This is a genomic window from Streptomyces sp. NPDC052721, assembly GCF_040678315.1.
Classification (GTDB): Bacteria; Actinomycetota; Actinomycetes; order Streptomycetales; family Streptomycetaceae; genus Streptomyces.
Window position 1 is genome coordinate 92,638 of sequence record NZ_JBFATL010000010.1, and the last position, 12,384, is coordinate 105,021.

General features: G+C 68.0%; 10 protein-coding genes and 8 pseudogenes. 9 read left to right on the forward strand and 9 right to left on the reverse strand.

What is annotated here, in order from left to right; all coding sequences use genetic code 11:
- The first annotated feature begins 526 nt into the window (after nt 1-526).
- Together AB0L21_RS12670 and sigJ are read left to right on the forward strand one after the other, a co-directional pair.
- Nucleotides 527-937 (forward strand): cupin domain-containing protein, encoded by a 411-nt coding sequence (locus tag AB0L21_RS12670; RefSeq protein ID WP_365709918.1) that lies wholly within the window; start codon nt 527-529, stop codon nt 935-937.
- A gap of 45 nt (nt 938-982) precedes the next feature.
- On the forward strand, nt 983-1,897 hold the full coding sequence (gene sigJ / locus AB0L21_RS12675; RefSeq protein ID WP_365783836.1) for an RNA polymerase sigma factor SigJ: 915 nt from the start codon (nt 983-985) through the stop codon (nt 1,895-1,897).
- 172 nt (nt 1,898-2,069) lie between these two features.
- Here the strand turns inward: sigJ and AB0L21_RS12680 are convergent, their stop codons facing one another.
- Nucleotides 2,070-2,483: an NAD(P)H-binding protein gene (locus AB0L21_RS12680; RefSeq protein WP_365783945.1), complete on the reverse strand. Its 414-nt coding sequence runs from the start codon at nt 2,481-2,483 to the stop codon at nt 2,070-2,072.
- 241 nt (nt 2,484-2,724) lie between these two features.
- A complete protein-coding gene (locus tag AB0L21_RS12685) occupies nt 2,725-3,162 on the reverse strand; it encodes a cupin domain-containing protein (protein ID WP_365783838.1) in 438 nt (145 codons plus the stop codon).
- 278 nt (nt 3,163-3,440) lie between these two features.
- Here AB0L21_RS12685 and AB0L21_RS12690 point away from each other — a divergent pair.
- Nucleotides 3,441-3,663: pseudogene (locus AB0L21_RS12690) on the forward strand (IS630 family transposase); the annotation flags it as partial.
- A gap of 281 nt (nt 3,664-3,944) precedes the next feature.
- Nucleotides 3,945-4,249 (forward strand): annotated as a pseudogene (locus AB0L21_RS12695) (transposase); the annotation flags it as partial.
- Between the two features lie 136 nt (nt 4,250-4,385).
- Here AB0L21_RS12695 and AB0L21_RS12700 read toward each other — a convergent pair.
- From AB0L21_RS12700 to AB0L21_RS12715, 4 genes and pseudogenes are all read right to left on the reverse strand, one after another.
- Complete coding sequence (locus AB0L21_RS12700; protein WP_365783839.1) at nt 4,386-4,784, reverse strand: hypothetical protein; 399 nt, start codon at nt 4,782-4,784, stop codon at nt 4,386-4,388.
- Nucleotides 4,785-5,111: 327 nt separating this feature from the next.
- Complete coding sequence (locus AB0L21_RS12705) at nt 5,112-5,291, reverse strand: hypothetical protein (protein ID WP_365783841.1); 180 nt, start codon at nt 5,289-5,291, stop codon at nt 5,112-5,114.
- A gap of 696 nt (nt 5,292-5,987) precedes the next feature.
- Nucleotides 5,988-6,363, reverse strand: a pseudogene (locus AB0L21_RS12710) (IS701 family transposase); the annotation flags it as partial.
- A pseudogene (locus AB0L21_RS12715) lies at nt 6,349-6,441 on the reverse strand (IS5/IS1182 family transposase); the annotation flags it as partial. The pseudogenes AB0L21_RS12715 and AB0L21_RS12710, both read right to left, overlap by 15 nt.
- Nucleotides 6,442-6,986: 545 nt before the next feature.
- Here AB0L21_RS12715 and AB0L21_RS12720 point away from each other — a divergent pair.
- The 3 genes and pseudogenes from AB0L21_RS12720 to AB0L21_RS12730 form a co-directional block, all read left to right on the forward strand.
- Nucleotides 6,987-7,112 (forward strand): annotated as a pseudogene (locus AB0L21_RS12720) (hypothetical protein); the annotation flags it as partial.
- 604 nt (nt 7,113-7,716) lie between these two features.
- Nucleotides 7,717-8,000, forward strand: a pseudogene (locus AB0L21_RS12725) (transposase).
- A gap of 12 nt (nt 8,001-8,012) precedes the next feature.
- Nucleotides 8,013-8,414, forward strand: coding sequence for an SMI1/KNR4 family protein (locus tag AB0L21_RS12730; protein WP_365783843.1), 402 nt, complete (start codon nt 8,013-8,015; stop codon nt 8,412-8,414).
- A gap of 447 nt (nt 8,415-8,861) precedes the next feature.
- Here AB0L21_RS12730 and AB0L21_RS12735 read toward each other — a convergent pair.
- Both AB0L21_RS12735 and AB0L21_RS12740 read right to left on the reverse strand, forming a co-directional pair.
- Nucleotides 8,862-8,969, reverse strand: a pseudogene (locus AB0L21_RS12735) (IS5/IS1182 family transposase); the annotation flags it as partial.
- A 49-nt stretch (nt 8,970-9,018) separates the two neighbouring features.
- Nucleotides 9,019-9,380 (reverse strand): annotated as a pseudogene (locus tag AB0L21_RS12740) (transposase); the annotation flags it as partial.
- A gap of 229 nt (nt 9,381-9,609) precedes the next feature.
- Here AB0L21_RS12740 and AB0L21_RS12745 point away from each other — a divergent pair.
- Nucleotides 9,610-10,890, forward strand: coding sequence for a Tat pathway signal protein (locus AB0L21_RS12745; protein WP_365783845.1), 1,281 nt, complete (start codon nt 9,610-9,612; stop codon nt 10,888-10,890).
- Here AB0L21_RS12745 and AB0L21_RS12750 read toward each other — a convergent pair whose 3' ends face one another.
- On the reverse strand, nt 10,891-11,061 hold the full coding sequence (locus AB0L21_RS12750; RefSeq protein ID WP_365783847.1) for a hypothetical protein: 171 nt from the start codon (nt 11,059-11,061) through the stop codon (nt 10,891-10,893).
- Nucleotides 11,062-11,831: 770 nt separating this feature from the next.
- On the opposite strand from AB0L21_RS12750, the gene AB0L21_RS12755 reads away from it, so the two are divergent.
- Entirely contained in the window at nt 11,832-12,185 is a 354-nt protein-coding gene (locus AB0L21_RS12755) for an SDR family oxidoreductase (protein ID WP_365783849.1), read from the forward strand.
- Nucleotides 12,186-12,384: the final 199 nt, after the last annotated feature.

Below are 12,384 nucleotides of genomic sequence, written 5' to 3' on the forward strand. Positions count from 1 at the left end.
CGTCGTCCAGGAGCCGCCCAGCCGCTTGAAGCACAGCCCTCCACCCCGGCCGCCGCCCACTCCAGCCACCCCCTTGCCACAGCCGGGCGGTGGTCGACGGGCACAGCGTCAGCGGCGCCTTTGTGGTCGGAACAGCGCCTCCGAGGCGGCACGCCGCCGCTCGTACGACCAGTCGGCCAGATCCGCGCCCGCGCGAACCAGGTCGAAGGCCACAGAGCGCGCAGGCCATCGGCGCGCCGCCCCGGCCGCACCGGCCCCGCGCCGGGCGAGACGCCGCTGAAGCCGCTCGAACGCCGGCCGGCCCCGCTCCCACACAACCAGCTCGCCGTCCGGCCCGGTGTCGCGGACAGCTGCGCGAGCGCCGCGCCTCCAGGTCGTGCCCCCGGGCTGGCGTACCTCCGGAGCGAGGACGGCCCGCCCGCTGCGATCCTACGGCGGTTGCATCTCCGCGTTCGCCGGGTCGGGCTGTCACAAACGGGGAGGCCGTCTTGTCCTTCCTGAGGACAGTCCCTGTTTGGAGGAGAACATGAGCCCTGAGCACGCACACCTGCCCCCCGGCGTTGAGGTGATCGCGGCCCTGCCGGAAGCGGCGGCCCGGATCCCGGCCGGCGCCGAGGCCAGGACCATCCGGGTCACCCTGGCACCCGGTGACCCCGGCGCGCCGCCGCACCGGCACCCCGGGCCGGTCTTCGGCTACGTGACCCAGGGCGAGATCCTCTTCGAACTGGAGGGGCAGCCGCCCCGGGTGCTCAAAGCCGGTGAGGCCCTGTTCGAGCCTGGGGGCGACGTGATCCACTACCAGGGCGCCAACAACCTTCCGGACGCGCAGTCACAGCTGGTGGTGACCATGTTCGCGCCGCCGGGTACGCCGGTTCTGACCGTGGTCGGCGCGGAGGAACTGGCCGAACGACGACACCTACGGGTTACCCGGCCCTGATGACCACGCTCAGAAGTCGAAGTTCGCTGCGGAGGCATCGGCACCATGGACGAGCGACAGCAGCTCACCGAAGAGTCCCTTGACGAGGCGGTGAACGCGTTCGAGCGACTGCGTCCACGGCTGTTCGGTATTGCCTACCGCATTCTGGGCAGCGTGTCCGAGGCTGAGGATGTGGTGCAGGACGTGTGGCCGCGCTGGCAGGGCGCCGACCGGAGCGCGGTGCGGGATCCCGGGGCGTTCCTTGCGCAGATCACCACGCGTCTGGCGATCAACGTGGCTCAGTCGGCTCGGGTTCGCCGTGAGGCGTACGTGGGGCCGTGGCTGCCGGAGCCCGTGGACACCAGTGTGGATCCGCAGGTCGGTGCGGAGCGAGGCGAGGCGCTGGAGTTGGCCGTACTGCTGGTCCTTCAGAAGCTGAACCCCGTGGAGCGGGCTGCCTACGTGCTGCGGGAGGCGTTCGGCTACGCGTACGAGGAGATCGCGGGCATGCTCCAGCTGAGCCAGGCCAATACGCGGCAGATCCTCAGCAGGGCCCGCAAGCGCCTGTCCGCCGAGTGCCGGAGACCCGTCGAGGCGGACCAGCACCGACGGCTGGTCGAGGCCTTCGTCGCCGCCGCGCAGCACGGTGACGTCGCAGCGCTCGAGAGCGTGCTGTCGGCGGACGTCGTCGCCTACGCGGACGGGAACGGCATGCGCGGCGTGGCACGGGTGGCGATCGTGGGAGCCGAGCGCGTGGCCAGGGTCAGCGCCTTCGCCAAGAAGTTCTTCCCCGGGGCCGAGTACGGCATGGCCGAGGTGAACGGCCTGCCCAGCCTGCTGCTCGTTCAGGATGGGGTCACGGTCGCTCTGGTGAGCGTCACCGTGGGACCGGACGGCATCGACGGGCTGTACTGGCTCCTGGCGCCCGACAAGCTGCGGGCCTACGACCGGTCGGCTCGCAGATCCAGGGGGCGCCCGTAGTCGCTCTGACGACGGGGGGACCGGTCAGCTCTTCAGCCAGTCCTCGTAGCGGGTGCACGCGAGGCGGGCCGTGTCGTCGCCGACGAGAACCCCGTCGGGCATGCCCGCGAACGGGCTCGCGGCCTCGTCGGTGACGATGGAGCGGCCGTCCGGCCTCGCCGCCAGGGTGATCTCACCGAGCCGGTCGAGCCCGCTCGACCTCGGGGCCCGCGATGTCGCGGACGCCGTACGACGGCTCGCCCACCGCCGCGTCGGCGACGGCGACGGCGGCGGCGACGTCGGCGGAGGCCACCGGGCGCAGCCGCAGGGACGGCAGGTGCACGTCGGTGCCCTCGGTGGTCATGTCCATCACCGGGGCGATGAACTCGAAGAACTGGGTGGCGCGCACGATGCTGTAGGGAACGCCGCTGTTCCGCACAGCTTCCTCCTGGGCGACCTTGGCCCGGCGGTAGCCGTGGTCGGGCACCTGGTCGACACCGACGATGGAGAGCACCACGTGGTGGCGGACACCTGCCTCCTTTTCGGCCTCGGTCAGGTTCCGCCCGGGCCGTAAGCCGTTGCCGGACCGGCAGGTGCTGTGCGGAATCTTGTGTTAACCGTTGTTAGCCCCCTGAGATGTCTCATCAGGAAAAGGTGGCCCTGTTGTAATGTGGCGCGCCGCTCGGGTGCCGGCACAGGCGTCACCATCAGTCGGTCCGGGTGGCAGAACGTGTGCGGGTTCGTGAAATCGATGACGATGGAGGCCAGAGGGTGCTGCGTGCTGCAAAGCCCGGCACCGTGATCGGTGTTCCGGACTCCGCACCCTTGTCGATTGTCGATCTCGCGGGTCAGCCTTCGGAGGGACGCTGGGCACGCAGGTGCGCCCGTTCCTTCAGCTCCTTCTCGTCGACCAACGTGAGCATCGGCTGACCCGGCGCGCACACCATGGTCACCACGAACTTGGTCGGTGCATCAGACAGGGCGTTGCCGTCCTGGTAGTGGATCACGTCACCGCCCGGCTCCCAGAAGGTCCCACCGGCCTCGATCACACGCTCCGGCTCACCCTCGAGTTCGAACCGGAGCGCGCCCTCCATCACGTAGCCGAACGACGGGCCCGAGTGGCGATGCGGAGGGAGCCCGGGGTGACCGGGAGGCCACTCGACGAGGATGGTCATTCCCGAACCACCTTCGGGAAAGAACGGCGGAGTGACTTCCTGCAGCAACTTGACTTCGGACGGCAAGGAGCCCTCGCGGGCGGTCCCGTGCTCCGGGTTCTTCTCTGACATGTACCACACCTCCGTAAGCCTGCCCGGAATGGACGATCTTGCGTCGGTCACCGTATTCCGGACGGTGTACGACCACTCGTTCGGCGGTGACCAAGGTCGTCGGTTCCCGGCTCACACAACTCGCTCGCGATGAGGAAAGCCACAGCCCGCAGCCGTGACAGGCGTGTGCCTTCTGCCTTCGCCTCAACGGTCTCAAGACCACCCTGCCTCCCGTCGGCGGGCGCCACAATCCGGGAGTCAGAGGATCGAGACCGCATCGCGCCGCACGGGATGCCCGCATGCGGCGCCTGCTGCGGACCGTCCGCAGAGGTACGGGGTCGGTGGTGACCCGGCGGCGGGCGCAGACAGTGCTGTCATCCGCGCAGGCATGTCCGTGGCGAGATTGCCAAGGTGACGTTCACCAGCGCGGACCGGGTCCGGGACGTGATCCACAACCTCAACGCCAACGGCTTCGACCTTGTATCAGAGGTACAAGGGCGGCTACCAAAGACTTTCACGCTCTCCCGAAGCTTGAACTGGAGCCCTGCGACGAAGCCGACGCTGGCGGCGTACCGCACGTCGCTCTTGTCGAACAGGACAACGTTCAGGTCCTTGCCAACGCGCGACACGTCGACGGCGTCGCCGCTGTAGCCGGACATGCTCCTGGCTGGCAGACCTTTCCCATGTGGAGCTGGACCCGCGCCTGCCCTCGCCGTTCACGCCGACGGGCCCGGCCTCCTGGCGGCGACGGAGCGGCACACCTGTCCGCGATCAAGGTCACGGTCAAGGGCGGCATCGGGAAGCTGTTCGCCGTCCCGCCCGTCCGCGGTCGGGTCGGCCGACCGCGCCGTAGAGCGGTGACGCTCGGAGCGGTGACGGTCTACGCGGACCGCGGCTACGACCACGACTGCTACCGCAGCCACCTCCGCGCCCGCGGCTGCCCGCCATCGTACGGCGCGGCACCTTGCACGGCTCCGGCCTCGGCGCCTAGCGGTGGGTGGTCGAGCGGACCTTTGCCTGGCTCCATGGTTTCCGTCGACTGCGCGTGCGCTGGGGACGACGAGCAGACATGCACGAAGCGTTCCTCGGACTCGCCTGCTGTCTGGTCACCACCGGCAACTCAAGGCATTCTGTTAGCCGCTGTAAGGTCTGCCGGGTGGCGGTCGGCCGGACCGGCCCCGCGAGGATCGCCGGGCCGGCCCGGGGAGTTGACCGGTGACAGTGGTGTGACCCGTTCGCTCAGTTCAGGCCACGATCGCGATGACCTTCGCGGCGTATCCGACCGCCTGGATCGTCGAGTCGACCAGAGCGCCGATGTCTGCGTTCACCTTGTTGGTGCAGCGCGCACTCCAGCCGCCGCCCGAGGCTCGCCAGGCGTCACGGATGGACTTCCGTGAGGCGCTTCTGCTCCAGTTGTAGTCACGGGATCCCGACTCGAAAGTCCCGTGCATCCGGCCTGACGTCTGGAACACGAAGGCCGTGCCGTCGGAGAAGCGCACGACGCACACACCCGCGAAGTTGTAGCTGGGCGCGCCGGAGTCGTGCATGTGGCCGGAGTAGCTGTAGGACCCGCTGGGGTAGACGCTCAGCGAGTACCAGCCGCCCACCGGGACACCGCCGCCGAAGGTCACGTTCTTGCCCATGTGGACCTGCGTCGGTAGGACGGCGGGACTCCCGGGTGCGAGGGCTGCGGTGCCGGAGGACGGCGCGGGCGCCGCCTCCGCCGCGGTCGGCGCAATGATGGCTCCTGCAGCCAGCAGAGCCGTTGCGACGGTTGAGGCGCTGCGGCGCTTGATACTGCTCACCATGACTCCGCCTCCTTCGAGTGTCGGAGTTAGTGCTGATGCTGACTTCAACTGTTGAACAGCGGTGTATCACCGCTGCGGGGCACGACCGGCCGGTCTTCTCCGACCTGCCACCAGCCGCGCTGACCTGTACTCAGGTGCGGCCCCCCCCTCGACCCACTTTAATCAGTCGGTTTCCTGTGCGCTCGGCGGAGAACTGGCCCGGTCCCGGGCCGCCACCGGTCGGGACAACTGCTCGGGGCCAGGCATCGGATGGATCACGATCAGATCTGTCACCGCCCGGGTCAGCGCGACGTGCAGAGCGTCCGTCGGAGCGTCTTGGAACTGAGCCTCGGTGTACGTCACGTCAACGAGCCTCGACGCAACGCACGCGACCATGAGCGGCTGCCCCAGCACTCCGAAGCCCATCTGAAAAGTCGGCTGCGTGCGCACAGTTGCTCGGTAACGAGTCCTGACGACACGTCGACTTCGTGGTAGGCAGTCGTCGAGCGATGAGGGTTCACGAAGCATGAAGCGCTCGCATGCCCCCGGTCAGGGCTTGCAGGGCACGGCTTATCGGCGGCCAGCAGCGGCTCGACCGCCGCCCATGTGGTGTCGAACATCTCTCCATCCCTACGACCAGTTCAGCGATCGGGTGATCGGAAAGACACTCCCTTGGTCGAGCAGGAGATCGGCGATGCCGACCGAGTGGGCGAGTTCCGCGAAGAGCCCGGGTCGCTGACAGTCTTGCGGGTGACAGCCACACGGTGGTCTCACCGTGATGGGTCACGCATGCGACCGACGTCTCACGCCTGTCGAGGCAATCCTCAAGCAGCACCTTGGTGTTCTCCCGAGGCAGGAGGGCTGCCTGTGGGCGAATTGATAACACGACAACGACACTTCGTGATGGCCGCGTCTTCGGGGGAGGCTGATGCGGGCCCTCAGGCTCCTCCTTCGTCGCCAGGCCGACCAGTTCTCTGCCCGTTTCGGGGAAGTCTTCGGCACCTGGACGATACGGTTCCAGATCTTCCGGACTCCCCGGTCTTTCGCCGGATTCGGAGCCCCCTTTCGGGAAGCGCGGCGGAGGATGACGAGGAAAGCAGCGGCGGTCATGGACAGGGTGATGTGTCGGTACCAAGCTTCATAGCCGCGGACCTGGTAATGGTCCAGCCCGGTCTCGTTCTTCGCGGTCTGGACATCCCTCCACCGACCAGCGGGAGCCGGCGACGCGGATGAAATCCTCGAAGGCGGTGCCCTCGGGGGCGAAACAGATGTAGTAAGCGATCTCCGAGGGCTTCGACCGGCTACGGCGAGCCAGCAGCCAGTGATCCCAGGCGGAACAGCGCAGGGGCCGAATGGGCTCGGCCACCCAATCGTAGAGGCGCGGACCTCGGACACCGTCCGCGCAGCTCAGCGATCTCCAGGTCGACTTCGGCATACCGAAGCAGGGCGGCAGAGCCCACCAGGCGCACCCGCTGACCAGTGCGTAGATGACGGCCGCGAACAGCGTCTCATCAGTCAACGCGTGCTGTCGAAACCCACCAACAAGTGCTCTCGCCTGAAGGCTCTGGCACACATTCCCTGAGACCGATCTACAAGGTTTCGCCACGGTGATCGAGTCCACAGCGTGTACGCAAGGCGCCTTGAGGACACGCCAGTCGGTGATCGGCCAGTCGTGATCGAACTGACGGTGCGACGTCTGTATTGCGAGAACTCTGCTTGCACGCTTCGTACGTTCGCTGAACAGGTCGACGGGCTGACCATTCGCTATGGACGTCGAACACCCTCTTCCCGACGCCTCCTGGAGGCGGTTGCCGTCGCGCTCGCCGGCCGCGCCGGTGCCCGTCCGGCAGCCGCCCTTCATATAAGCGTGAGCCGGACAACGCTCTTGCGGGCGATCATGGCCCTACCCGATCCCGCCTGGGCCGTCCCGAAAGTGCTGGGGGTCGACGACTTCGCTACCCGCCGCGGGCATCACTACGGGACCGTCCTCATTGACGCGAGACTGGCCAGCCTCTCGACCTGCTGACCGGCCGGGACGCCGCCACCCTGGCGGCCTGTCTGCGCGAGCATCCCGGCGCCGAGATCATCTGCCGTGACCGGGCCGGTTCTTACGCCGATGGCGCCCGCACCGGTGCCCCGAAGGCGGTCCAGGTGGCCGACCGGTTCCACCTGGCAGAACCTCGGCACCGCCGTCGAATCCGGCATTCGACTCCACAGCAAATGCCTCAAGACGGCCGTCGCCAGCCCCGACGGCCCGACGAACGATGGCGACAGCATGGATGCGACGAAGGCATGTCGCCGATCGAAGCCCGCATCCGAGAGCGGCACGCGACCATCCACGCCCTGCTGGCCCAGGGACACGGCATCCGCGAGATCGCCAGAGAACTGCACATCGGCGGTAACACCGTCCGCCGCAATGCGCGCGCGGTAGTCCCCGAACAGTTGTTGACCGGTCGGCACCAGCCCCGGACAAGCCAGCTCGACTCCTACAAGCCCCACCTGGACAAACGCTGGACCGAAGGACACACCAACGCCATCCAGTTGCATGCCGAACTCCAAACCCTCTGCTATCGCGGGAGCTACCAGATCATCAGTGACTACCTGAGACCGAGGCGCCGGCGACGCATCCGTGTCGTCCCACCCGCACCACCGGGAATCCGCCGGGTCACCGGCTGGATGATGCGACACCCCGAGCGCCTGGGCGACGAGGAACGTGAGAAGTTCGCCGCTGTCCTCGCCCTCTGTCCTGAGCTGAAGGCTTCACGCGTACGTCCGCGGTTTCGCGGAGATCCTTCAAAGTCGTTCCGGCCAGCACCTCAAGGACTGGGTCACCGCCACCCGAGCCGCGGACCTGCCCCGGCAGCACACGTTCGCCGCCGGTCTGGAGAGAGACTGGGACGCCGTCGTCCAGGGCCTGACCACCAGTTGGAACTCCGGCCGCGTCGAGGGCCGTGTCAACCACATCAAGATGATCAAACGCCAGATGTTCGGGCGAGCCATGCTTCCCTACTCCGCAAACGTGTCCTCCTCACTGCGGCACAAGGCGGCCCCCGTCACCCGCTCTGCCCTTGATAGAACTGCTTCATGAGTTCGATTGACGACCGGATCGTGCAGGTTGAGCACCACTTCGGAGTCCGGTTTCCCCAGGACTACCGGGACTTCCTGCGCACGACAGGGAGTCTGAGTCAGTTCGTTCCTCCAGCTGACGACTTCCTGGTGATCGAGGCGCTGGACGAGCTCATCGGCATCAACGAGGCCGGTGAATTCCAGAAACGCTTCCCCGGTGCCGTCGTCATCGGAGGAGACGGAAGCCGCGAGCTGCTTGCCTACGACTTTCGCCAGGACACCCCGCCTCTGGTCACACTCGACGTGTCCGCGGAAGACTGGTCATCAGCCATCCACCAGGCACCGTCCCTCTCCGCCCTGTTGAAGCACTTCCCTCAAACCGGGTGGAAATGGGACGACACCGATCCCTCGCCCTCCTGACCGCTGCCCTCACGGAATGTGCGCCAGAACCCGCCTGAAACCTATGCAGGCAACTGGACTGCTTCCGCTTGCACTGGAGCATCGACCTTCTAGTGCCGTCCCGGCATCGAGGGCGCCCAGGAGAAGGGCGGGCGTCGAGGGGCAGATCGGCTACTACCGGCGCAATCACTTCACCCCGTCTCCGAGGTCGCATCGCTGACCGAGCTGAACGCCATGGCCGATCAGTGGGGCCTGGGCGACGACGGCTGCCGCCTGCGGACGAAGACCCGGACCATCGGCGAGACCTTCGCCCAGGAACAGCCATCGCTGCGGCCACAGCCCAGGGAGGTCTTCGAGACCGGCCGATGGTTCACTCCGCGGGTCAACCGCTTCGGCCAGGTCACCGACCGCTGGGCCGCCGATGGCACCTTCGACTGGTTCCTGGCCGTGGCCCCGGGGCTCGGCCTGCGTGCAGTCGTTGCGGGTCCCGGCCGTGACCATGCAGGACAACGGCCGGCCCCGCGCGTCACAAGCCAGGTGGATCCTGCTGGTCAGCCCGCTGCGGGAACGTCCGAGTCGATGCTCGTCGAGCGCCCTTTGGCAGTCCCTCCGCGGTCACGGTCCTCCTTGCTACGGCGTCCTTGGCGCCGGAGATCTCCCACGCCATGCAGGCGTTGCCGTTGCCGTTGCCGTTGCCCGCGACCGGCCGGCCGGCGGCGACGACAAGCCGGGTGTCGGCGTCGATGACGACCTGGTGGTTGGTCGAGTACCGGTAATTCTTCGACTGCTTGGCGGTGCCGTGATCGCGAGTGGGTACCAGGGTTTCCGTCCACGATCAGCACGGCGTCCTTCCGGAACCTCTTGCGCTGCTGGAGCGCGAGCGACGGCCCGAGGCGGTCGATGATGCGGTCTGCGGCCGAAACTCCGACACCCCGACAGCGGGGCGAGTTCACGCCCGGTGAGGTTGGTACGCCAGTACGCCGAGATAGGGGCCGGACACACATCGTGACAATCGGCACTGCCGCGGACACCGACGCACTGGCGAGGGGCGTCGATCGTTATTGGGCGGCGACGCGCGACCGGCTTGCCGCAGCCGCCGTCACTCCTCCGGTGCCGGCACCGGGCAGCCCCTACGGATACCCCGACGCCGAGATCGGGGGCTTATCAGGGACTGTCCCTGATGAGCCGGGAGTCGACGAAACGTCAACCTTGCACCATGACGAAATCACACCGACTTGACCGCAGCAGGGTCACCCGGCGCCGTGCGCTTGCCGCCTGCATTGTCGCCGCGCTCTGCACGCTGAGCGCCGCTGTGCCCGCCGCTGCCGCCTCCCGGGCCACCCCCGACCGACCGGCCCCGTCGTCCGCTCGGCCGCTTTTCCTTCCCGCACCTACGGGTCGGTACCGGGTCGGGAAGGTGGACCTGCATCTGGTGGACCACTCACGGACGGACCCGTGGCAGTCCGCGCCGGTCCGGCGGGAGCTGATGGTCAGCGTGTACTATCCCGCAACGCACACGGCCGGCCGCCCCGCGGCCCCGTACATGCTGCCCGCGGCCGCCGACCACTTCGACCAAGTCACTGCGAACGAGTACCTCCAGCTGCGAGTGCCCGCCGGCCGTGCGGACTGGGCGGGCACCGTCACCCGCGCGACCCGAAGCGCCCCCGTGGCCACCGGACACGGCGGACGGCTCCCCGTGGTGCTCTACTCCCCGGGTCTGGGCGAACCACGCACCTGGGGCACGACGTTGGCGGCCGACCTGGCCAGCCGTGGCTACGCGGTCGTCACCATCGACAACACCTACGAGTCGCCCGAGGTCCAGTTCCCGGACGGCTCCCTCACCACCCTGTCGCCGCCCACGGACGACATCGACGCCTATCTGCACAAGGCGCTGGCCGTCCGAGTCGCCGACACCAGCTTCGTGCTGGACCGGCTCCAGGAACTGAACAGCGGCGGGAACCCCGACGCCGACGGACAGCCGCTGCCCGACGGCCTGACGGGTGCACTGGATCTCACCGAGGTGGGCATGTTCGGTCACTCGATGGGCGGTACCACCGCCGCGCTGGCGATGGACGCCGACCACCGGATCACCAGCGGCATCGACATGGACGGCAATCTGACCAACTACGACGGCTCGCTGATGCCGGTCGCCCGCCATGGCCTCGACCGGCCCTTCCTACTCATGGGCAAGGACGGCGAAACCGACACCGGGCCCGGCTGGCAGGCGTTCCGCGCCCACACCCCCGGATGGAACCGTCAGCTGACGCTGCGCGGCGCCGAGCATGGATCATTCACCGACGCGGAGGCGCTCATACCACAGCTGCGGCTGCCGCACCGCGACCGAGTCAGCGACATCGGCACCATCGACCCGGGCGTCGCCGTCCGCACCATCGAGGCCTATGTATCCGCCTACTTCGACCACTGGCTGCGTAACCGCAGCGGACAGCTGCTGGACGGACCGTCGGCGAAATACCCGGACATGCTGTTCGTGAAGTGATCACGGCGCCTCGGCGGCGCGGACAGCGCGGGCCGCGCGGTACAGGACACAGTGCGGGACAGGAGTGACCAGCCCGGCGAGCTGGCCGGGCTGGACGGCGTCCACCTCGACGCTGTGTGCAAGGCGAACAACGGCGACACCGCCCTGCATCTGCGCTTTCTCAACACGCACCCGCACGCCATCGACCCCTTCGGGCCCGCGCCTTCCGCCCTGTCCACGGCTCGAGTGGCACGTGTCTCCGGACTGCTCGCACAGATCGCTATGGCCGTCCTCCTGGCAGCCCTGCCATCCGACAGCGAAGCCGCATCGATGATCGGCCACGGGGCCGACCGACGGCATCGAGCTCGGCACCGTCATGGTGCCCGCGACCCCACACCCGCAAGGTCATCACCTCCGTCTGCACCGTCGATGTCGGCGTCATCGGCAGCGCCGTCCGACGCGCGCGGTGCGGGCGGCGCACCGCGGCCACTCCGTGCCCGTTTCCGCACTGGTGTCCGACGAGACGGCTACGAGTTCTGCTGGTTTCCGAGCACACCGTGAGCGCGGAGGAAGGCGAGGACCGCAGCGCTGAACTCTGCGGGCCGTTCGAGATGCGCGAGGTGCCCCGTTTCCTCGAGAATCGACAACTCGGCGGCGGGCATGGCCTCGTGCAGGAGGCGGCCCCTTCCGAGCGGCTCGCTGCCCTGGTCCTGTACGACACGTCACCGTGGCGGACGAGCAGTTCTGGTCTGCGGCGGTCGCCGCCATGCAGCGGTTCGTGGACCGTCTGCTCGGAGCGACGACATTGAGCGCGAACAGATAGACGATCGTCTGCTTGTCGGTCTCCGCCAGCGACATGACCGCGTCGCACCGGCGTTGTTGATCAAGTAGTCGAGGCGTCCCCACTGTTCCACGGCGGCACTGACGACCTTGGCGGGTGCGCCGTCGGCGTCCACGAGGCCTTGCCCTACCTGCGGCAGTCCTCCGGAGCGATCATCAACCTCTCCAGCACCTACGGTCACCGCCCCGTGACGGGCGGCGCGCACTACTCGGCCACCAAGGCGGCCGTCGGGCAGATGACGCGGAGCTGGGCCCTCGAGCTTGCCGGCGAAGGTGTTCGTGTCAACTCCGTCGCTCCCGGTCCCACCCGGACCGACGTCATGCTGCGCGCCGGCCTTACGCCGGAGGCCGCCAATGACATGTACGCCTACGAGAGCGACCGTATCCCCACGGACCACATCGCGAGCGCCGACGAGATGGCCCCTGGATCCTTCGGATGGCCGACCCGGCTGGGCGCCATGCGACCGGTCAGGTGATCACCGTGGACGGCGGGCTGGAACTCATCTGACTCCGCCGCCTTCTGCCCGCCCTCTGACGGCGGGCCGAGGGGGTTTGACCAGGGCGCGCCGGTATTCGTCATTGATCTCGGCGAGGCCGGAGAGATCTGAGGGAATCCCGCATCGTCGCGCTGGACAGCGACTTCGACTGGACGGCGCCCTGACGAGGAGGTGTTTC

Excerpts from the sequence above, each read along its gene's own strand:
- AB0L21_RS12730 (WP_365783843.1), top strand. The coding sequence starts at position 8,013 with ATGAGTTCGATTGACGACCGGATCGTGCAGGTTGAGCACCACTTCGGA.
- AB0L21_RS12745 (WP_365783845.1), top strand. The coding sequence starts at position 9,610 with ATGACGAAATCACACCGACTTGACCGCAGCAGGGTCACCCGGCGCCGT.
- AB0L21_RS12700 (WP_365783839.1), bottom strand. The coding sequence starts at position 4,784 with ATGGGCAAGAACGTGACCTTCGGCGGCGGTGTCCCGGTGGGCGGCTGG.
- AB0L21_RS12685 (WP_365783838.1), bottom strand. The coding sequence starts at position 3,162 with ATGTCAGAGAAGAACCCGGAGCACGGGACCGCCCGCGAGGGCTCCTTG.
- AB0L21_RS12670 (WP_365709918.1), top strand. The coding sequence starts at position 527 with ATGAGCCCTGAGCACGCACACCTGCCCCCCGGCGTTGAGGTGATCGCG.
- sigJ (WP_365783836.1), top strand. The coding sequence starts at position 983 with ATGGACGAGCGACAGCAGCTCACCGAAGAGTCCCTTGACGAGGCGGTG.